This window comes from Ruegeria sp. SCP11 (assembly GCF_040329455.1).
GTDB classification, from domain to species: Bacteria; Pseudomonadota; Alphaproteobacteria; order Rhodobacterales; family Rhodobacteraceae; genus Ruegeria; species Ruegeria atlantica_E.
Genome location: NZ_JBDZYG010000008.1, coordinates 161,698 through 181,757, shown reverse-complemented (window position 1 = coordinate 181,757; position 20,060 = coordinate 161,698). Strand labels below are relative to the sequence as shown.

Sequence of the window (20,060 nt, the reverse complement as noted above, 5' to 3'; positions counted from 1 at the left end):
TGCATTGGGGGGTGCTACTGTGAATATTTCGACGCAATTCCCCGACAATATCAAACGTGTTTGCCGCTCCATCGGATACGCCGCTTGGCTGGATGGCACTGACGCTTGGTTCGGCCTTCCGGTAATCCTGCGAGCACGTCTGGATGCGCGGCAGCGCGTGGCCCTGGCATTCATGGCTCTCAAGGCTCTGGACCGTGATGACGCAGTAAATGCGGCTGAGGCGGCGCTAAGCACTGGTGCGGGACGCCCCCCTGCCCCGTTCTTTAGCTTCATGGATGAGGCAGCGTTCTGGGCAGATTATGCCGACCCGGAAGAACTGGACGCTTATTGCCTTGCCAGCTTTAAGCGCATGAAACCCGCGCGGCAGGCAGCATTCCTTGAACATGTGCAAAAGAGGCAAGCGGCGTGATGCGTGATTTTGCTGACATGGCGTTGCAACTGGATGCACACCGCGCCGAGTTTCCTAAAGAACGGTCGGATCGTTTGCCTACAGAGTTCGTCTGGCGCGACCCTTCCACAATTCCGCCCCGTCCTTGGCTCTACGGGCAACACCTGATCCGCAAACAGGTATCGGTGACGGTCGCACCCGGCGGCGTCGGGAAATCGTCTTTGACGATCTGCGAAGGGCTGGCAATGGCCTCTGGCCGCGACCTACTGGGCGATTGGACCGCATCAGGCCTAAAGGTCTGGATATACAACCTGGAAGACCCCAGAGACGAGATGAACCGGCGCATCATCGCGGCCATGCAACATCACAACGTCGCCTCCGAGGAAATCTCAGGGCGTCTATTTGTGGACACGGGCCGGGAACGCGAACTCAGCACCGCCATTCAAACTCGTGAAGGCGTCCAGATCCTCAAGCCGGAAATGGAGGCCTTAGCCCAAGAGATCGAAGCGCGCGAAATTGATGTTCTGATTATCGACCCGTTCGTGTCGTCGCATCAGGTGGGCGAGAACGACAACGGCGCAATCGACCTTGTGGCAAAGGAATGGGCGCGGCTGGCAGATCGTTGCAATTGTGCAATCGAACTTGTGCACCACACTCGCAAGACAAATGGCGAGGAAGCAACTACTGAAAGCGGGCGCGGTGCAACGGCGCTCTTGGCGGCAGCAAGATCCGGTCGAGTACTCAACAAGATGAGCAACGACATGAAGGCCGAGGCGGGTGTTCAAAACGATCCGTCCACCTACTTTGCCGTGACCCGTGACAAAGCAAACCTCGCCCCTGTTGGGGATCGTGTTTGGCGGCGCATGGCATCTGTGCAGCTATCCAATGGGGATAGCGTGGGCGTGGCTGAGGTCTGGGAGTGGCCGGACACTTTCGATGGGGTATCAATCGCTGACCTGTTGGCAGTGCAACATGCTCTGGATGGTCAGGGGCGGCGCTACTCGGATCAGGCTGGCGGCGAGTGGGCTGGTGTGACCGTTGCTGCGGTGCTGGGCTTCGACGCCCAAGTCGACCGCAAGCGCATCAAGAAGATAATCGAGACTTGGCTGAAATCCGGGGCGTTGGTCAAAGGGCAGAAAACAGGTGCTCAACGCAAGCCTGTCCCAACTGTGGAGGTAGGCGAATGGGCAACGGTATGATGTGCGCCACCACCCAAAAATCAGGGGTGGCGCAGGGTGACGCTAACACCCCCAAAAACAGTTGCGCTACCACCACCACCCCTAAAGGGGGGGGGTGGTGGTGGCGCTGCGCCACCTGTCCGCTCGCGGAGTGGTCTAAAACAAAATTGCAAACGCGACGGCGAGATGCACTGCAGGGACCTTGCGAAGACCAAGGACGAACAATTTCGCGCATCATGGGGTTTGCAGACTATGTTGATAAATGTTGGTGTTTATTGATGGGGAGACCGACAAAGCTGGAAGTCAAGATACGTTCGCTCTTTCAAGGCGATCACATTGATTGGCGTGAAATTCGGTCACGTTGGCGGCCGTGCCCAGCAGAGGCGCGCAAGCACCCAAACTATCGGAGGGATTGCTCAAAGTGCCGCGGTGCAAACTGCAAACGGATGGCGGAGTTGGGCTTGAATGATGCCGGGGAACCACTGCCTAAGTCAGAACGCCCAACATGCGGCGCAAAAACCCGAGCAGGGGGCCAATGTCAGGCCCGGGTAGTACCTGGAAAGCGGCGTTGCAGGTTGCATGGTGGTCTCAGTACAGGCCCGAAGGGGAAGCGAAGAGTTAAAGCCAATCTTGAACCAGAGGGCGACTGAACAGAGGCGTTGCGGTACCTCTTTAGACTATTGGCATCCCTGGCCGGATACAGTTGAATAAGGCGGTCAAATACGACAAGCGCCGATACAAACAACGCAACTGCATCGATATCATGTTCGGCAAGCTGAAGGATTGGCGGCGCGTGGCAACTCGATACGACAGGTGCCCAAAGGTCTTCCTGTCTGCCATCACCATTGCCCCACTCGTCATTTACTGGCTATGAGTCCTGAACCTAATCTACAGAGGAAACGTCGAATTTATCGAAGTACAAACCCAACCATTATGTCGAACCAATCTATGACGCGGCCCGTAAGTGGAGCGAAATATCCCTTGCTAGCGGGTTGTAAGTTCTTTCCGATAAAGAAGAATTGAGGACCCGCGCCTTTCTAGACGAGCTGGACCAACGCATTGTAAACAACCCCTACGTGTGGGAAAGAGACTTCCTTTCGAAGCTGAAAGCACAGCTATCCGAAGGCACCAACGGGTGCCATCAACTAATGGCTGAGCTTCTCTGGATTATGCTTCTTTTCCCTCCCAACGTAGGGGCCGCAAAGCAACGGGAAAATGTACGTGCGATTTGGTCATGGTCTGGCGAAGAGCTCAATGCGGACAAAGCAATGCTTTCGGACCAGGTATTCGAGGGAATTGGTTCGGGCGGGGTCGCCTTGGGTGATCGTACGCGATGCGCGCCGGGACATCTCGGAAAGTCGGACAGAAGGCCCATAAAGCCACTTGTTAGAACTGGCCTGTAAAGCGGACAATCAGAAAAGTTGCAGCGAGCGACCACTCAGAGCCCCACTTTGACCGATGTTGCGTAATGCTCCAATGACAGCAATGCGCAGAAAGCTGACTTTGCAAGTTTAGCCTGCGGCACATTCTCAACTAGTTTCAGCAGTCAGTATGCGGCGCTTTAACCCGCATTTTCGGTAAATTTCTGTATAAGCAGTCTTCCTATTTGTGACCCCAGTTGTGTCCTGGGGTCACAATTGGATACGCGAATTTTACTCGGCTGGCATCGTTGATGCTTCTGGATCAATAGTTGATGCGACACCGGCGGCTTCGCGGCGTCCGTCGTTCCAGATCGCTTTGATCAACGCGATGCACATCAGCGCCATGACAATAGAGAACGGCAAGGCGCCGATTACCATGGCGGTCTGAATGGCCCCGGTTCCGCCTGAGATCAGCAGGCCACCAACCACCAATGCCAGCGCAGCACCCCAGAACATAATATGCGGACGTGCCTTGGGTCCTTCGTCACCAGCTGCGTTGATCGTATTCACGATCAGCACAGCCGAGTCAGCCGAGGTGACAAGGAAGGTCATCAGCAAAATCACGATCACAACCGCCATGGCCCAGGCCAGGAATTCTGCAATGGGCGCCAGCATGTAGGTGGTCATGGCAAAGATCTTGTCACCGTTGGCCGCATCAAGGATCACACCATTTGCGTTCCCGTTAAGCTCAAGGTCAATGGCGGTGCCTCCAGCCCAAGCGAACCAGACAAAGCACATCAGAGAAGGTACGATCATTGCGCCCAGAACAAATTCACGGATGGAGCGACCACGCGAGATACGCGCCAAGAACAGTCCCACGAAGGGCGCAAACGCGATCCACCAGGCCCAGTAGAAAACTGGCCACCAGCCTTGCCATTGCGCCAACAAGAAGGATTCGGACCCCTCGACTCCGTCCGACGCATAAACGTTGAAACTGAGCCACGGTAGAGCGATCAGATAGTCCCAAATGCCAACAAAGAAGGCCTTAGCACCAAAGAACGTAGCCCCAAACAGGATGAAGAATCCCAGCAAGAAAATCGACAACGCCATGTTGATGTTCGACAGCCATTTGATGCCCTTGCCAACACCGGACAGCGCGGACAGTGTCGACGCGCCCATGATGACCAGCAAAGCTACGATGATGCCCAACGTGGTGGCCGAGCCATCCGCATGTGCCAGACCGCCAATACCGATACGCGTCAGGCCTGCCACGAATTGTTCAACACCAAAGCCAAGCGTCTGCGCCACACCGAGGATGGTTGCAACGACGGCGACAATATCGATGAGGTGGCCAAGGTTACCCGACAGGGCCTTGCCGAAGAGCGGCGTCAGAGACGAGCGGATTGTCAGTGGAAGCCCGCGGCGATAGCTGAAGAACGCCAACGCAAGACCGGCAATCGCATAGCACGCCCAAGCACCCAGACCCCAATGCAGATAGGACCAGACGTAAGCCGTGCGCACATTGTCCGCGTCAAGGGCTGTTGTCACGCCCTGAATAACCGATGGGTTGTTCTTGAAATGCGCGACGGGTTCCGCAACGGCCCATGTCAACATCCCGACACCGATACCAGCACCGAACATCATCGAGAACCAGGAGAAGTTTGAGAATTCAGGCTTTTCGCCTTCAACACCCAGGTTCAGGCGTCCGGCTGCTGGCCAGATGGCCAAACCGATGCAGACAATAACAAATCCGGTGACAACCCAGATATACCACGCGGCAAACTGAGCCAGGATGGCTGCATTCCAGTCGCCGAGAATCCTGCCGGCCTGGGTTGGCCACACGATGCACCAGACAACCAACAGACTGATGATGATTTTACTGATAACCGTCACGTTTACGCTGAACCCCCGATAAAAACCGTTGTCAGCGGTCTTAATCGGAAGTTCCGAAAGAGGTGGCTTTATCGCCATAGTCAACTTCTCCCTGTTTTTGATTTTCGAGCGGATAAATCTGCTTGTTCTGACTCGACCACCCATATTCCCAGGAAACCAATGAGACCAACGATGCAGATTAGTTGCTTCGCCAATCTCATTGGTTCTGGGGAGTTAAGATTGCTGGAATTTTCAGCCTTCCAGTGCCAATTTGTGCACGTGAATTTCGTTGATCGGGTGGCTTTCCGCGCCTATAACGCCAGGACGGGAATGGCGATACAGAGACCTCCAATAGGGTTGAATTATCGTCCCGTCATCTCGCATAAATTGCTCGATCTTTTCCATGTGACCACGGCGAGTTTCTGCATCTGCGATTGCTGAGGCTTCCTCCAGCATCGCGTCGAATTCGGCGCTGGCCAGTCCGGTTTCATTCCAAGCAACACCCGATTTGTAGGCCAGCGTCAGCACCTGCACACCTAACGGGCGATGTCCCCAGTCTGTCGAACTGAACGGATATTTGTTCCAATCGTTCCAAAACGTATTACCCGGCAATACGGTGCGCCTGACATTCAGCCCCGCATCGCGAAGTTGGGCCGCGAGTGCGTCCGTTGTGTTTCGGCGCCAGTCATCGTCAATTGAAAATAATTCGTGCTCGTAATCGAGCATACCGACTTCTTCCAGCAGCGCTCGTGCGCCCTCGACATCCTTTTGTGGCGCGCCGATGTCCGCATATTCCGGGTGAATGGGGCAAACGTGGTGGTTTTCGCCCAGTGTTCCGCGATTGGCGTAGCCCAATTCCAACAAAATAGCATTGTCGCAGGCCATCGCCAAAGCGCGGCGAACGCGTGCGTCTTCATAGGGCTTTACTCCGTCCACTTCGGCATCGCGGTTTGTTCGCAATACCATTGTGTTGGCCGAAACAGACTCGCTCTGGTTCCAACCGATGCTTTCGTAGATATCGACAAATTCACCAACCGTTTCATAGGTCATGTCGATTTCTTCAGCTTCTGCCGCAGCCAAATGCGCTGCGCCGTCCGTGCCGTAGTCAATAAACTCGATCCGATCCAAATAGGCGCCTTCGCCCCACCAGTCGTGATCTGTGTTCTTCTCCAAAACGACCTTTTCACCAACCAGATATTCGACCAGTTTGTAGGGACCGGTACCGACCGGGTCATTCGCCGGATCGCCGGACCAACCATCGGGCACGATTGCTGCCGGGTATTCTGTTACAGCGGGGATAATGGTGATGTCAGGTCGCGTCAGTTTAAGCTTCAGTGTCAGATCGTCGACGACTTCCAATGCCCCTTCGGCGGGGCCATCTCCGGCTTCGTTCTGTAAGGATCCCATGCGCGCGGCCATGGAGTTACCTTCCCAACTGCCGTCGCACCATCGACCAAAGTTGTACGCAACATCCTTGGCCGTCAGCGTTCCACGCCCGTCATTCCAGTTCACTCCGGGCCGCACACGCAGAACATACTCCGTGGCGTCGTCGTTCACTTCCCAGCTTTCAAGCAAACGAGGTTCGAACGTACCGTCCGCGTTGTACTGAACAAGATATTCCAAAAACCCACGGACTGCATTTCCAAGCTGAGGCCAATTGTAAAGCGGCGGATCAAGTTGCGCGCGCACAACTTGCTGAATACGAATTGTCCCACCGGGTTGGATGTTCGACGCGGCTTTTGCTGGCTGAGGCAGACCAACCATCGAATATGCAGCTGATGCAGACAAACCGAGCGCGGTAGCGCGTGTCAGGAATTCACGACGGCTGAGCGTTCCGTCGGCCACTTCATCGACATGCATTGCGATTGCTGGATGAATTGTCTGGATGCGGCTTTGTTTGGTCATCACTGGCTCCCGTGTTTCACTCACAGGGCTGCATTCGCGCCCTCTAGCACAGTTTTTGGTATATATTTTTTCTCTTTTGCAGTAGCTGAGTGATTATGAGTGACATTAACAGAGTTAATACCAATCTAAGTCGCAACCTAGTCGCGCTATATGCGTTCGAGATGGTGGCAAAACATGGTAATTTTACGGGTGCCGGAGACGCTCTCGGGCTAACCCAGTCCTCGATCTCGCAACGGATAAAGGGTCTGGAAATTGATCTAGGCGTCGTCCTCTTCAAAAGAGAACACCGTGGGGTTTCACTGACATACGAGGGGCTACGGCTTTTGAATGTGGTCAGACCCGCAATGACGCAGATGAGCTATGCAGTAAGTTCTTTGCTTGAACGTAAAACTAAACCCAGGGTTCGGATTTCTGCCGATTTTGCGTTTTCAACTTTCTGGTTGTTACCGCGTCTGGGTTATCTTCGAGAGGAAATCGGGGATGAAATCGAAATTCAGATTTTGGCCTCGACTGTGCCACCCGGTCTAGATGACACCGATTGTGATATTCAAATCCACGTTGCACCAAAAGACCAAATCAAGTCCGATGAAATACTACTTTTGGAAGAGGTCGTAGCGGCCGTTTGCAGCCCGCAGCTATTAGAAAGGATTAGACCAATCCGATCACCCGCTGACTTACTGAATGTTCAGCTTCTGAGTCTGTCAAAACCCGCAACCGCTGCTTGGCAAACCTGGCAAGGGTGGTTTGATAGTTTGGGCATAACGGGCGAAAGAAAGAGAAATTACATCAGTTTTAATAACTATGACATGGTGACCCAAGCCGCTTTGTCTGGTGATGGTGTGGCTTTGGGTTGGATTGGATTGATCGATGATCTGCTCAGCAAGGGTTCCCTGGTGACAGTTACGGACGATTTGGTCTCTAGCGACGCTGGTTATGTAATGTCACTGAGCCATACCAACCTGGGTCGGGGCCCCAGACTAGTGTTCGACTGGATCGCGGACCAGGTACTCGCAACTTCTTCGAAATGACGCGTAGTCGCGCTGTTCGGAATTGCAATGTCTGGTCGCGAATGTCCGCTAGGGGCTCGATGCGGACGTTCCGTAAAATTCAGTGAAAGCCCGTTTTGCGGGCAAAGCGACCATTGGGTCAATGTCCGCTTTCGCTTGCAAGACCCTAAAGTTCGACCAGCCGTTCTTTGACCGGTGACGACTGTACGATGGAAGAGTTGGTCGCGCCGAAGGGTACGATCCGGTCGATCACGGTCTCCATCTCGGCTACGTCGTGGACATGTGCCCGTGCGACGAAGCAATCCTCGCCGGACACACGATCACAAGCGACAATCTGCGGCGTATCCTGAATCGCTTCGATCATGTTCTTCATTTCACCTGGTAACGGACGCGCGCGGATAAGGATTGTTAGGCTATAGCCGAGTCGGGCCGGGTCAATACGAGCGCCATATCCGGTGATGATGCCCACGTCCTCAAGACGCCTCACACGGTCTGCAACACTTGGGGCGGATAGACCGACACGACGGGACAGTTCCGCGCGTGGGATGCGGGCATCTGCGCAGAGTTCCCGGAGAATCGCAGCATCAACGCTGTCGAGATCACTTTGTTCGGATCGAAGGTTTGAAATTGCTTCTCCCTTCTTTCGTGCGTTTAATTTCGCCATAGGCATATCTGATCTCCATACAACAAGCCGCTATTACCTTGCATTATATTAGCATGTCAGATCAGATTCCCGTAAATCCCGACGTAGCCAGTGCCACCAGAGCCATGTCGCGCATGTCCGAGGCCGTTCCCCCTCATGCATGGTTCGGCGTCTCCGCCGTTTTCCATTATCTCGGCCCGGCCTTCGCGGTTCTACTCTTTCCGGTCGTTGGTGTGCTTGGCGTTGCCTGGTTCCGCATTGCTTCGGCGGCCCTGGTCTTCGCGCCCATCACGAAACCCTGGCGCACGTTTAAGAAATCGACGCCCCGTGCGCGCCTTCTCCTTCTCGTGCTTGGAGGTTGCCTCGCGGTGATGAACAGCTCTTTCTACTTGGCCCTCGACCGGCTACCGATTGCGCTCGTCGCAGCTATCGAATTCGTCGGTACCATCGTGATTGCCCTTTGGGGCCTCCGCACTGGGCGCAACTATCTGGCTTGTGCCTTCGCAATCATCGGCGTGGCCCTCCTGATCGACGTGCCGTCGCTACTGGCGGCGGATGGACCTGATCTCACATCTGATCTTCTTGGCTTGTTCTGGGCGGTGCTGAACGGATCGCTTTTCGTTCTCTACATCGTCCTCGGCCACAAGATTTCCGAAGGTGGCGCGTCGGGCGGTGTGGAGCGCCTTGGCGCTGCCATGACAGCGGCCTTCATTTTCGTGATGCCCATTGGCTTCCTGCAAGCCCTCGACGCTTTTGGTGCGCCCTTGCTAGTACTGGCCGGGATCGGCGTCGGCATCTGTTCCTCGGTCATCCCCTATGTTTGCGATCAGCTCGCGATGGCCCGCTTGCCACGCGCCAGCTTCGCGTTCCTTCTGGCTCTTCTGCCAGCGACCGCCACGATCATCGGCGCGACTGTCCTGCGTCAGGTTCCGAGCGCTTTGGATGTCCTGGGCGTGACCCTCGTCATGATCGGCGTAGCCGTTCACAAATCCGCGCCGACGCCGTCTACACCTGTCAACGGCGACTAAAACCGGCCATTCGCTGCAACCTGACGAACGAGCAGGTTGGGCTCGAAGCGGTCATTCGCTGCACTCGGCATGAACGACTGCGATGCGGGACTTTTCGGACCTTCGGCCACGGGATTTTGATGCGCGCGAACGGCCCTTTCCTGCCGTTCGACCTTGGTCAATGTCGCTGCATCGCGACCCGTCGAACCTGCCGTTCGCTGCAAACGCAAAAACGAAGGCCCGTCGAACGCGTGGTCTGCGGACTTTGCGAGCATTCGGCACTGCCGAGTGCGCGTCGAAAAAAGACCACATAAAAAATGGCGGCCAACTATTCGTCCTTCGCAAACCTAAACAGGCCGCCGCTGGACGGGCGCAGACCGTGACATGCGGTGCATGCCTCGCTCATCTCCTCGAAGGCCTTGGAGTAAACAACCGGATCTTCGCTCGCTGAAGCATCTGCAAGCGCAGCTGCCTTTGCTTGAAGCCATTCTGCGGCTTCGGAGAAGGCCTCACCTTGCGACCATACCTCAGGTTTTGCTCGGCTGCCCGGGGCTTCTCCGCGAGCAGTGCCGGGTTCCATAAGTGCAACAAAGTTTGGTACCGTTTCTTCAATAAGACTTGCGGCCATGGCTGCGGCAACGTAGTCGCTGCTCTCGCCATTCCGGATGGACAAAAGTGTCAAATAGGCAGTCTGCATTTCAAACATCATTGGCTTTCGTTCCACGACAATCTGGCCGAGTTTATACTCAGTCGATTGCGCATTCGCATTCTGGCCAATCAACACCAAGAAAATGGAAGAAATCTTAAAAAGGAAATGCATTGGATTCGCTCCCACGGTGAAGACTCCGCAATGACAGTATATCACTGAAATCTCGCGGGCGCAGGTAAGCGTCGGAATGTTGTTTCAGGTGGGTTTAGAAAAGGGGACATTCTCCGTGCGAGAGGGGCTCGAAACGGTCATGCGGTGGTGCAGTATCGATCCAAGCCACGCTTTACGCGCCAGCGTTGAGGACGGCCCAAACCTGCCGTTGAAACATGGGTGCCGTCACTGCAGTGCAGCCCGTCAGAGGAGACATTCGCTGCAGTAGCGAAGTTTGGCGGTTGCTGAGCGAGCACCCCACGCAACCAAGGGCGAATTCGCTACGATCACTCGAAGTCGACAGCATGCCAGCGCGGCGTTCCTGACAGCGGTTTTTTAGTCGCGTGATAGCCGGCGTTCCCGTCAGTATTGTGACTGCAACCCCAGCAGGAATACGGAAACCATGTCGGCGATCTCGGTTTCTCGTTCTTCGTCCACTTCTTTTCCGTTCAGCCATGTGACGCTCAAAAAAACCAAGATCATCGAGCGGCGCGCGATTGCAATCTGACCCAGCTTCTTTCGCCCGAGTTCACCCAGTCCGAGATGGCGGCTGATCAGTTCTGCTTCGATGTCCAGACCTTGGACGATAATGGCTTCGTTTTCATCAAAGGCATCGCGGGTCGGATCATGCGCTTTCGCGAAGTCGTCCAATGAAAGGCTTACGATTCCCTTTCTGGCGGCCAAAAAGCGAGTCGTTCGCCTGTTGAGTTCCCGAATTGCGGCTTCTCCGTCCAATTCCTCGGGCAGCTTTAACAACTGGTGTTCTTCAGCGAGAGATTCACCAATAAGCGTCGTTAATATGGCGCCCAGACCTTTGAAGTGCTTGTATATGGATGCAGGCTCGATCCCGACAAGCCGAGCGATTTCTCTTATTTTCAAACCGGATGCGCCCCTTTCCCCGGCCAGCTTTTCAGCTGCGGAAAGAATAGCGTCGCGGGTAGTGAACCCCTCATATTCCTGGGCAATATCTTTTGGCCGTCCCACCATGACTTGGTGTCTTCTCCTGAATTTCGAGCACTCCTATTGACTTCTTTGCTAACGTTGTTAGCTAAGGCGAACAACGTTAGCTTTGAGGAACCGATATGAGACTGTCAACCTTGTTTACCGCTGCTGCGCTGATCGCACTGGGGACAACCACAAATGCGCAGACCAGTCCGATGACTGAGATCGCGGACGGTGTTTATCACTACTTCTCCATGGGTTACTCCAGCATGGTTGTCATTGGAGAGAATGGTACTCTCGTGACTGACCCATCCTTCACGCCGCGGGCTGAGGAGTTGAAGTCGGAGATAGCAAAGATCACCGACAAGCCTGTTACGCATATCGCCCTGAGCCACGAGCATTTTGACCACATTGGTGGAACTGAAGTGTTCGAAGGGGCTGAAATCATCATGCAGGAGAACGGCCTCGACATTCTGAAACTGTCGCCGATGATGCCTATGCCAACAGTCACAACGTCGTTTGACGACATCCACACTGTGGATCTTGGCGGTCATACTGTTGAGTTGCATCACCTCGCGGTTGCGGATGGTGTTGCCACTACGGTTGCACGAGTCACCGAAAGCAATGTTGTGTTCTCCGTGGATATGTACATGCCGCAGGAACTTTCCCCGCATGAGTTCAAGGAGGACACCAACTTCGTCGGTTCAGGCATTGTTTTGAACACACTGGTAGATTGGGACCCGGTCTATGCAGTCAACGGGCATTCAAACGGTAACAGCGTCGAAGCTCTCAAAGAAAATGCGGAGTTTCTGAATGAGCTGCAAGCGAAGGTAGAGGCCCGCTTTCAGGAAGCTTTCGCAAGCGGCAACCCGTCAGCCCCTGTTGAGTTGCTCTTTACCATCCCCGACGAAATCGAAATGCCCGAATACTCAGACTGGAAAAACTACGACACAGCCTTCCCTGGCTACGTTCGCCGGATGGCCCTGTCTGTCTTCCACGGCGGTTGAACGGAATTGCTCTGCTCAGGACCGCAACGGAAATCCATCTGCAAAACCTAAAAAGGAAACCCAACATGTCCTTAGGAAAAGAAGCCTATCTGCTGTTCAGCTTCACAGAACAAGGAGATATGAAGAATTTTGGCGAATATGCAAAAGCTGCCAATGATGTTCTGGAGAAGTTTGAAGGCGAACTCCTCGTCATAGGTGCGCGAGCCTCCTCCATATCCAAGTTTGAAGGAGACTGGCCAGAGGGCGCGGGTCTTACCCTGATACGGTTTCCATCTCGCGAAAACCTCGAAGCTTTCTGGAAGAGCGACGAATACCAATCCATCATTGACCTTCGGACTGCGATACTTCCGGCCAATTTCACTATCGGGTTCTCGCACGGGTGGCGGGGTGAAGTTGCCTCGTGACAGTCGCAGAAGCATCTTGATGGGAGAAAGAAACATGTTCAATTCAATCGCTAAGGTTGCAGTTGCCGCTGGTTTTCTTGTCAGTGCAACCGCTCTGTCTGCCGACGCTGAAACAGTAAAAAGCTCATACAGAATTGCGTTGGAAGAGGCAGAGTTTTTCCAGCCCGAAGGCGCTCCGTTTGAGCTTGCTGTTCTTTGGGGCGATCCCCAGGAAGGCCCCTCGGCGGTCTTCATGAAATTCCCGCCAAACTTCCCCGGAGCAATGCACTCGCACACCCACGGATACCACGGCCTTGTCGTTACCGGTGCATCTAAGCACTACGTTAAAGGCGAAAGCGAAGCTCAGGTGCCGCTGCAAACGCCCGGAGACTACTGGTATCAACCAGGCGGAGAGCATCATAATGACTCGTTTCCCACCGACGAACCGACAATTCTGTTGATTCAATGGGAGGGTCCAATGGACGTTCATTTTCACCCGGAGGAATAGTTCCAGAGTTCAATTGGAGGAGCATGTGCCCCTCCATACTTATTCAAACCTTAGTTCGGACATTGGTGCATAGTGCGGCATCGGTCAAAATGAGCTCGATGCTGACGCCGGAGCGATCATGGCATCTTGTCGACTGCCCCACGTCGCTCAGGTGTGAACGGCCCATTCGGGACCCCGCCCAGTTCGTAAGTTTCTGCAATGCGTCAACGAAAGGAGACATTGAAGCGTTGGTTGGCAAAGGATTTGGCAAACGAACAACTGCGGGGTAACACATTCCATCCAACCCGAACTCGCAAATTTCGGGTCTTTTGTCTGGCGTCGCATTGAGAACAGACACGCATTTGGCGACATTTCTACATAGTGGGATGACCTCGGCTGATTCTACACCTCAATCTGCGGATCGCATCCTTGCAGGCGTTTCGCTGATGCTTGGATTTTGCCTGACTGCTCCTTTGCTGGATGTGGCTGCGAAACTCGCATCAGCCAGCGTTCCAGTTGGGCAGATAACGGCTGCTCGCTTTATAGTGCAGTGCGCCTTGATGGCACCGTTTATCTGGATAATGGGACTGTCGTTGCGTGTGGGGCGAGGTCAATTGATGGTACTCGTACTCCGCTCATTACTTCTGCTGTTCGCGACTTTTTGTTTCATTACGGCAATCCGTGTGATGCCACTTGCCGATGCGTTGGCAATCGTGTTTGTGGCCCCGTTCATTGTCCTGTTGGTCGGCAAGTTTTGTCTTGGTGAAGATGTCGGCCCTCGTCGTGTCACGGCGGCTCTTGTGGGATTTGTTGGCGTATTGTTCGTCATCCAACCCAGTTTCGCGGCCTTCGGTGCGGTTGCAATAATTCCGCTTGGCACGGCTGTTGCCTTCGCTTTCTACATTCTTGTGACGCGGGGATTGTCGCGTCGGATGCACCCCGTGACTCTGCAATTCCACACTGGCCTGATTGCCAGTCTGTTTTGCATTCCAATTTTAATAGTTGCGCGCGGTTCCGGCTCCGAGCTTTTCGATCCCGTTTGGCCAACAGACATCGCGTGGTTGTGGCTTCTGGGGGCTGGTTTTTTTGCGACGGTGAGCCACATGATGATGACCTATGCACTTTCGTTTGCCCCGTCCGCCACGTTGGCTCCTTTGCAGTACTTTGAGCTGCCGGTAGCAACCTTGTTTGGCTACCTTGTCTTCAGTGACTTTCCGAACATGCTTAGCCTGCTTGGTATTGCCATCATCATCAGTGCAGGGCTGTACATGATACATCGCGAAAGGGTCGTAGCCAGAAAGTTGGTTACAGAGCGCGCAGCGCCTCCAATCTAAGATAACACACGCTCGTGGCCCTTAGCTGACCCTGGTGGATTGAGAGGCATCTGTCAGGTCTCTGTCTCTGATCAACGAATTCTCCATATATGAGTCTCGCGGCCGGGTCGCCTTTTCATACAGCTATGTCGGAAGCTGCGAATTCTCGCGCGTAGCTTCCCAAGTAAAGTACTTTCGACAATGAACCTCATCAGGCATTGAATCTGACGAGCGGGCCCGATCTGGGCGTTTTTTGAACAGCCGATTTGGCCGAAGGGACACGAGAGTGGCGAACCTACTTGATCCGTTTCAATTGAAACACCTGACATTGCGCAACCGTATTGTAAGCACATCCCATGCACCGAATTTTGTCGAAAATGGCCATCCCCGGGACCGTTACAGGTTGTATCACGAGGAAAAGGCAAAGGGCGGGGTCGCCCTGACAATGGTCGGCGGGTCGACCAATATCTCCCCTGACAGCCCATCGGTGTTTGGCCAGCTTTATGCTGGTGATGACAGTATTGTCCCATGGTTCCGGAAACTGACGGATGGTGTTCACGAACATGGTGCCGCCATCATGTGCCAAATCACCCATATGGGACGCCGCACAGCCTGGGATGATGGGCATTGGCTGCCGGTTCTGGCCCCATCCGGTATCCGCGAACGCGCTCACCGCGCCTTTCCCAAAGTGATCGAGCAAGAGGATATCGACCGTGTGATCGGCGATTTCGCAGCTGCTGCGCGACGCTGTCAGCAGGGCGGGTTCGACGGGATCGAGCTTCTGTCCCATTCACACCTTCTGGGGCAATTCCTGTCCCCGCTGACTAACCAGCGCGACGATGACTATGGTGGGCCGTTGGAAAACCGCATGCGTCTGACCCAGTTGGCGCTTGACGCGGTGCGCGCCGAAGTCGGTCCTGAGTTCATTCTGTCGGTGCGCATCACCGGCGATGAACTGACCGAAGGTGGACTGAGCGCTGAAGATTGCGTTGCCGCCGCCCGGATGCTGGAAGCCTCCGGCCATATCGACCTGCTCAACATCCTTGCCGGCGCGCCTTATGATGATCTTGGCCTGGCCGAATGGGTGCGTCCCATGGGCCTGCCTGCGACCCCACATATCACCGTGGCCGGGCGCATCCGTGATGCCGTCGATCTGCCGATACTGCACGCCGGGGGGATTGCGGATATTGCCACGGCCCGCCACGCGGTTTCTGGCGGCCATGTCGATCTCGTGGGCATGACCCGCGCACAGATGGCCGACCCCTATTTGGTGGAAAAACTTGCACGCGGGGATGAAGAACGCATCCGCCCCTGTGTCGGCTTGGGCTACTGTGTGGACCGCGTAAATCAGGGCAAACCTGCCGTGTGCGGGCACAATGCAGCCACGGGGCGTGAGCAGACCTTGCCTCACGTCATCACCCCCAGCGACACACGCAAGAAAGTGATTGTTGTCGGTGGCGGACCCGGCGGGCTGGAGGCCGCCCGAGTCTGCGCCCTGCGCGGCCATGAGGTTGTGCTGTTCGAGGCGTCGGATCGGCTGGGCGGGCAGTTGATTCTGGCCGCCAAGGGGATGACACGCAGACAGATATGGGGCGTCGCTGACTGGTTGATTTCCGAGGTGACCGTGCTCGGGGTCGATATCCGCTTAAACACTTATGCCGAAGCCGATGACGTGCTGTCCGAAGCCCCAGATATCGTGATTATTGCGACTGGAGGCTGGCCAGAGCCCTTGTCCATCCCCGGTAGCGATCTGACGATTTCCAGCTGGGAGGTGTTGTCCGGTGAGGCGCGTGTCTCGGGCGAAGTGCTGTTGTTTGACGAGGTCGGAGACCACCCTGCAGCCGTCGCAGCCGACACGCTGGCTGGCACCGGGTGTAGCGTCAATCTCGTTACCCCAGACCGAACCCTTCTGCATGACCTTGGCCCGACGACCTCCGCCGTTGCTTTGCGTGATCTGGCCGCCAATGGAGTTTTCTTCACCTGCCTGCAGGAGCTCGCCTCTCTCACCCGCGAAGGTGATCGGCTTTGCGCCAGCCTGCGGCATGTGTTAACGGGGGATGTCACTGAACGCCTTGTTGATTGCGTGGTGGTAGAACATGGCTTGTCCCCGATGGCCGAACTCTATCACGACCTCAAACCAATCTCGCGCAACCTTGGGCAGGTAGAGCACCAGGCGCTCATTGGCGGGACGCTTCCATTCAGTGATACCAATCGGAGCGGTCAGTTCTATTTGGCCCGCATTGGCGACGCAGTTACAAGCCGAAATATGCACGCTGCAATTCTCGATGCCTTGCGTGTTTGTGCTCCGGTCTGAAAGAAACCAAGCCGCTCTGCCGATTAAAGATGGGAACTGACTATCAGTTCTGACGCAGCTTATGACAGGAAAGCATCCACTTTCACAGGTATCAAGCGGCCCTGAACTGCCGTTGGACGACGAATGCCGGCACTACTGTGTGGCTCGTCGAAAGAGACATTCGCTGCGGCAGCGAAATTTGGTGGTTACCAAACTCACAGTCCGCGCAACAAGCTGGTATTTCTCAAGGCGACCAATGCTTAAACAGAGGTCAACCGCCACTTGCGTCTACTAAGCTCTGCGTCATTGCCCGTTACCGATAACACGTTCGAGGAACTTGGCGATCCGTCCTTCCACGGACATGCTCACTGCATCGCCGCCTAAACTGGCTGCACCAGCAGGATAGAAATGGCCAAAGCCCGGCACCCAGGCAAACTCATGCTCCACACCGACTTCTTCGTAGTGAGCGACAAGGAGGGGAACTGAAGACAACGCGCCCGGCAGATCATACTGACCCATGAACATGAGGATCGGCGGTCTGTCTGACGAAGCTGTAACCGCCTTGTTCACGTCAAACCCGGCGTCAGTTCCGGACAGGAGAAAGACACCTGAGACGGGAACCCCCATGCCATGTGCAACATTCCAAGACGTCACCGCGCCTGCGGAAAACCCGCCAAGCACAATACGGTTCGGGTCGATCTTGTAGGTGTCAGCGGATTCCCGGATATGAAACACCGCTTTGCGCAAATCTTCGGCTGCTGAGATCACACCATCAACCATTGTCTTCTCTTGTTCGGGGATGCTGAAATCAAGCGGCGGCAGGTCCATGGTCCCCCGAATATGGTTGGCTTGGGGCAATAGTGGCAACAGACTGTCAGGTGCGATCCAATCTGCTTGATAACCCTCCCCTGATGGCACAGGCCCTTCGGGTGTCAGCCGATAATCGATTGCAAAGCACGTATACCCCCGCGCGGCAAACCGACGGCAATAATTACCCATCGAGGTGTCCTGAGCACCACCGGACTGAAACGTGAGCCGTGGACTGCCGCGATGGAATGCGCCGCCGAAGGTGAGGATGACAGCAGGTCGCGGCGTGGTTGTGGCTTCAGTCGGATGATAGATGTCCATCCACAAATCGCGCGAAACCTCCATACCCTCTGTCGTCACGACTCCCTGTCCATAAACCACGTCTGCTTCCAGCGCATAGGTCACCGGGGCGGCCTCCTGCGCTTCAAGAGGGGCAGCAATCAATGCATGTGAAAGGAAGACAACGGCCAGAGCACCTAAGTTGATTTTGCTAAACCTGTGCAATTTGGGACCTCGCGGAAGCTTTGAGAACAGGGTTAATGTAAAGGAATCGTTCAATTTCTTTGAAGGCACCTTAGAGCGTAGCTGCTCGGTTGAAGAAGACTCAACCCTTCGTACGATAGGGAATTTTTCGTCTGCCGCATGCTGTCAATATGTGTCTTTTACCCTTCCGTGATGGGCTCGACGCTGGCATCGAAGCAATCGCGGTATCTTTTTGACCGCGCCGTCTCGCTCAGGTGTGGACGGCCCAATCCTGCCGTTCATCCGGCCTGCCCTCGCTGCACCGCAGCTCGTCGGGCCTGCCATTCGCCGCGAGCTCGAAGTCAATGTTCAGACGAACTCGCAGATTGCGGACAATGCAGACCTCCGGTTTTCTCAACCTGATTATTACAATCCAGGCATGACGCACGTTACACTCAACCAAAGAGATCGTTGACCGATAGGCCCTTCGAACTTCAATATGATCATGCGCTGGCTCCCTCGCGAACCACATTGAAAACATGGGCGGAGGATTGGCCAGAGAACGACTGGGAGGGGCGCATGACTGCCAATGTGGAGACCCTTTTCACCGAAAGCGACGGGTTATCCATCGCCTATCAAGTTTGGGGCGATGGGCCGCGCAATCTTGTGTTGGTCCCCGGAATGATTTCGCATCTGGAAGCGTCCATGGAAAATCCGGGCTATCTCCAGTGGATGACAGCTCTCAGCTCGGTGGCAAGATTGGTTACCTTCGACAAGCGCGGCAACGGCATGTCAGACCGCATTCAGGGAACACCTACCCTTGAAGAGCGCGTCATGGATATAGAGGCTGTGATGGATGTTACTGAAATGACCTCAGCCACGGTCATTGCTTTCTCCGAGGGGGCCTCACTTGCCTGTGTCTATGCCGCGATGCGCCCCGAGCGAGTCGAACGTCTGGCTTTGTGCGGTGGGTACGCTCAAGGCCGTCTAACTCGCGGTTACCTGACCCCTGAAAGCCTTAAAATTGCGTTGAAACAGTTCCGCGAGAATTGGGGAAAGCTCTATAAACCTCACCCATTCTCGGCTTTCGGCCCAAGTGAGGACGATACTGAAGCTCAGGAAGCATGGGCGCATTTCCAAAGGATGAGCGCGACCCCTATTACAGTCGCCAACCTGTTCGAATTGGCTGCCCGGATAGATATCCGGGAATTGCTTCCTTCTATTTCACAACCTACTTTGGTCATACATCGCGAATTCGAAGAACCCAACGGGGCTGATTGCGCCCAGGATTTTCTGCGTTTGATGCCATCTACTAAATACAAAACCATACCCGGCCACGAACATGTGCCATGGGAAGGCGACGTGGACAGCTATGCGGCCGCAATCGTCGAGTTTGTCACCGGCGAAGCACCGGCGACGATCCAACCCAAGCGCACCCTTGCTACCGTTCTGTTCTCAGATCTCGTCGCGTCCACCTCGCAACAAGCGCGCATCGGTGATGAGAGTTGGCGCGACCTGATGAACCGCCACGATGACATCTGCGCAAACCAGATCTCTCGACACGGTGGTCATCTGGTGAAATTCACCGGCGACGGCGTTCTGGCGACGTTCAGTTCTCCTACAAGTGCGCTGGCCTGCGCTGGTTCTTTACGAGAAGCATTGTCTGCAATCGACCTTAACGCACGCTTCGGCGCTCACACTGGTGAGATTGAAATTCGCGGCGAGGATATCAGCGGCCTTGGCGTGGTCATAGCCGCGCGGGTGATGGGCCAAGCCCAGGAAGGACAGGTTTTGGCCTCCGATCTCACGCGGCAACTGATGCTTGGTGCGCCGTTCGAGTTTCAAGACCAAGGTGAGCACGAGTTAAAGGGCGTTCCAAGTACCTGGCGACTGCACGCGGTCAGCCCTACAAACTAAACGACTCGGAACACTGGCCTTGCCTACTTGCCATTACCACGGGATTCGATTGTCGGCTTTAGGCTCACTACTAACCTCGGAAAATACGCAGCATCCAGCTGTCGGAAACGTTTGCCAAAGGTGAGGACGGCCCGTTGCAGACATTCCTGCCATGCCATTTTCGTTCCGAATAGCAGCCCTTTGTGCACTTGCAGCACTTTCCAGCGTCAGCTGCCTCTGGTGTTCCGGG

General features: G+C 55.1%; 17 protein-coding genes and 1 pseudogene. 12 read left to right on the top strand and 6 right to left on the bottom strand.

Annotation, left to right across the window (positions count from 1 at the left end; all coding sequences use genetic code 11):
- Nucleotides 1-19: 19 nt before the first annotated feature.
- The 4 genes and pseudogenes from ABLN94_RS14315 to ABLN94_RS14300 form a co-directional block, all read left to right on the top strand.
- Nucleotides 20-409, top strand: a complete 390-nt coding sequence (locus ABLN94_RS14315; protein WP_352993374.1) for a hypothetical protein — start codon at nucleotides 20-22, stop codon at nucleotides 407-409.
- The gene (locus tag ABLN94_RS14310) at nucleotides 409-1,587 is read left to right on the top strand and encodes an AAA family ATPase (protein WP_352993372.1); all 1,179 of its coding nucleotides are present in this window, start codon (nucleotides 409-411) and stop codon (nucleotides 1,585-1,587) included. Before ABLN94_RS14315 ends, ABLN94_RS14310 begins: the two co-directional genes overlap by 1 nt.
- On the top strand, nucleotides 1,572-2,216 hold the full coding sequence (locus tag ABLN94_RS14305) for an HGGxSTG domain-containing protein (protein ID WP_352993370.1): 645 nt from the start codon (nucleotides 1,572-1,574) through the stop codon (nucleotides 2,214-2,216). Before ABLN94_RS14310 ends, ABLN94_RS14305 begins: the two co-directional genes overlap by 16 nt.
- Before the next feature lie 35 nt (nucleotides 2,217-2,251).
- Nucleotides 2,252-2,440 (top strand): annotated as a pseudogene (locus ABLN94_RS14300) (transposase); the annotation flags it as partial.
- A 778-nt stretch (nucleotides 2,441-3,218) separates the two neighbouring features.
- Here the strand turns inward: ABLN94_RS14300 and ABLN94_RS14295 are convergent.
- Complete coding sequence (locus tag ABLN94_RS14295) at nucleotides 3,219-4,898, bottom strand: BCCT family transporter (protein WP_352993369.1); 1,680 nt, start codon at nucleotides 4,896-4,898, stop codon at nucleotides 3,219-3,221.
- A 153-nt stretch (nucleotides 4,899-5,051) separates the two neighbouring features.
- Nucleotides 5,052-6,704 carry an ABC transporter substrate-binding protein gene (locus ABLN94_RS14290; protein WP_352993368.1) on the bottom strand — a complete coding sequence of 551 codons (1,653 nt, stop codon included), beginning with the start codon at nucleotides 6,702-6,704 and terminating at the stop codon, nucleotides 5,052-5,054.
- Between the two features lie 95 nt (nucleotides 6,705-6,799).
- On the opposite strand from ABLN94_RS14290, the gene ABLN94_RS14285 reads away from it, so the two are divergent.
- Entirely contained in the window at nucleotides 6,800-7,732 is a 933-nt protein-coding gene (locus ABLN94_RS14285) for a LysR family transcriptional regulator (protein ID WP_352993366.1), read from the top strand.
- 145 nt (nucleotides 7,733-7,877) lie between these two features.
- Here the strand turns inward: ABLN94_RS14285 and ABLN94_RS14280 are convergent, their stop codons facing one another.
- On the bottom strand, nucleotides 7,878-8,375 hold the full coding sequence (locus tag ABLN94_RS14280; RefSeq protein WP_352993364.1) for an Lrp/AsnC family transcriptional regulator: 498 nt from the start codon (nucleotides 8,373-8,375) through the stop codon (nucleotides 7,878-7,880).
- Nucleotides 8,376-8,413: 38 nt separating this feature from the next.
- On the opposite strand from ABLN94_RS14280, the gene ABLN94_RS14275 reads away from it, so the two are divergent.
- Nucleotides 8,414-9,382: an EamA family transporter gene (locus ABLN94_RS14275; RefSeq protein WP_352993362.1), complete on the top strand. Its 969-nt coding sequence runs from the start codon at nucleotides 8,414-8,416 to the stop codon at nucleotides 9,380-9,382.
- 307 nt (nucleotides 9,383-9,689) lie between these two features.
- Here the strand turns inward: ABLN94_RS14275 and ABLN94_RS14270 are convergent, their stop codons facing one another.
- Nucleotides 9,690-10,181, bottom strand: a complete 492-nt coding sequence (locus ABLN94_RS14270) for a cytochrome c (RefSeq protein ID WP_352993360.1) — start codon at nucleotides 10,179-10,181, stop codon at nucleotides 9,690-9,692.
- Between the two features lie 402 nt (nucleotides 10,182-10,583).
- Entirely contained in the window at nucleotides 10,584-11,207 is a 624-nt protein-coding gene (locus ABLN94_RS14265) for a TetR/AcrR family transcriptional regulator (RefSeq protein ID WP_352993358.1), read from the bottom strand.
- Between the two features lie 95 nt (nucleotides 11,208-11,302).
- Between ABLN94_RS14265 and ABLN94_RS14260 the strand changes: the two genes are divergently transcribed.
- From ABLN94_RS14260 to ABLN94_RS14240, 5 genes are all read left to right on the top strand, one after another.
- Complete coding sequence (locus tag ABLN94_RS14260; protein ID WP_352993356.1) at nucleotides 11,303-12,169, top strand: MBL fold metallo-hydrolase; 867 nt, start codon at nucleotides 11,303-11,305, stop codon at nucleotides 12,167-12,169.
- A 65-nt stretch (nucleotides 12,170-12,234) separates the two neighbouring features.
- On the top strand, nucleotides 12,235-12,573 hold the full coding sequence (locus tag ABLN94_RS14255) for a DUF1330 domain-containing protein (RefSeq protein WP_352993354.1): 339 nt from the start codon (nucleotides 12,235-12,237) through the stop codon (nucleotides 12,571-12,573).
- A gap of 34 nt (nucleotides 12,574-12,607) precedes the next feature.
- A complete protein-coding gene (locus ABLN94_RS14250; RefSeq protein WP_352993353.1) occupies nucleotides 12,608-13,060 on the top strand; it encodes a cupin domain-containing protein in 453 nt (150 codons plus the stop codon).
- Between the two features lie 365 nt (nucleotides 13,061-13,425).
- Nucleotides 13,426-14,373 carry a DMT family transporter gene (locus ABLN94_RS14245; protein ID WP_352993351.1) on the top strand — a complete coding sequence of 316 codons (948 nt, stop codon included), beginning with the start codon at nucleotides 13,426-13,428 and terminating at the stop codon, nucleotides 14,371-14,373.
- Between the two features lie 265 nt (nucleotides 14,374-14,638).
- Nucleotides 14,639-16,666, top strand: a complete 2,028-nt coding sequence (locus ABLN94_RS14240) for an NADH:flavin oxidoreductase (protein WP_352993349.1) — start codon at nucleotides 14,639-14,641, stop codon at nucleotides 16,664-16,666.
- A gap of 282 nt (nucleotides 16,667-16,948) precedes the next feature.
- Here the strand turns inward: ABLN94_RS14240 and ABLN94_RS14235 are convergent, their stop codons facing one another.
- Nucleotides 16,949-17,956, bottom strand: a complete 1,008-nt coding sequence (locus tag ABLN94_RS14235) for an alpha/beta hydrolase (protein ID WP_352993348.1) — start codon at nucleotides 17,954-17,956, stop codon at nucleotides 16,949-16,951.
- 537 nt (nucleotides 17,957-18,493) lie between these two features.
- On the opposite strand from ABLN94_RS14235, the gene ABLN94_RS14230 reads away from it, so the two are divergent.
- Nucleotides 18,494-19,831, top strand: coding sequence for an adenylate/guanylate cyclase domain-containing protein (locus ABLN94_RS14230; RefSeq protein ID WP_352993347.1), 1,338 nt, complete (start codon nucleotides 18,494-18,496; stop codon nucleotides 19,829-19,831).
- Nucleotides 19,832-20,060 lie beyond the last annotated feature (229 nt).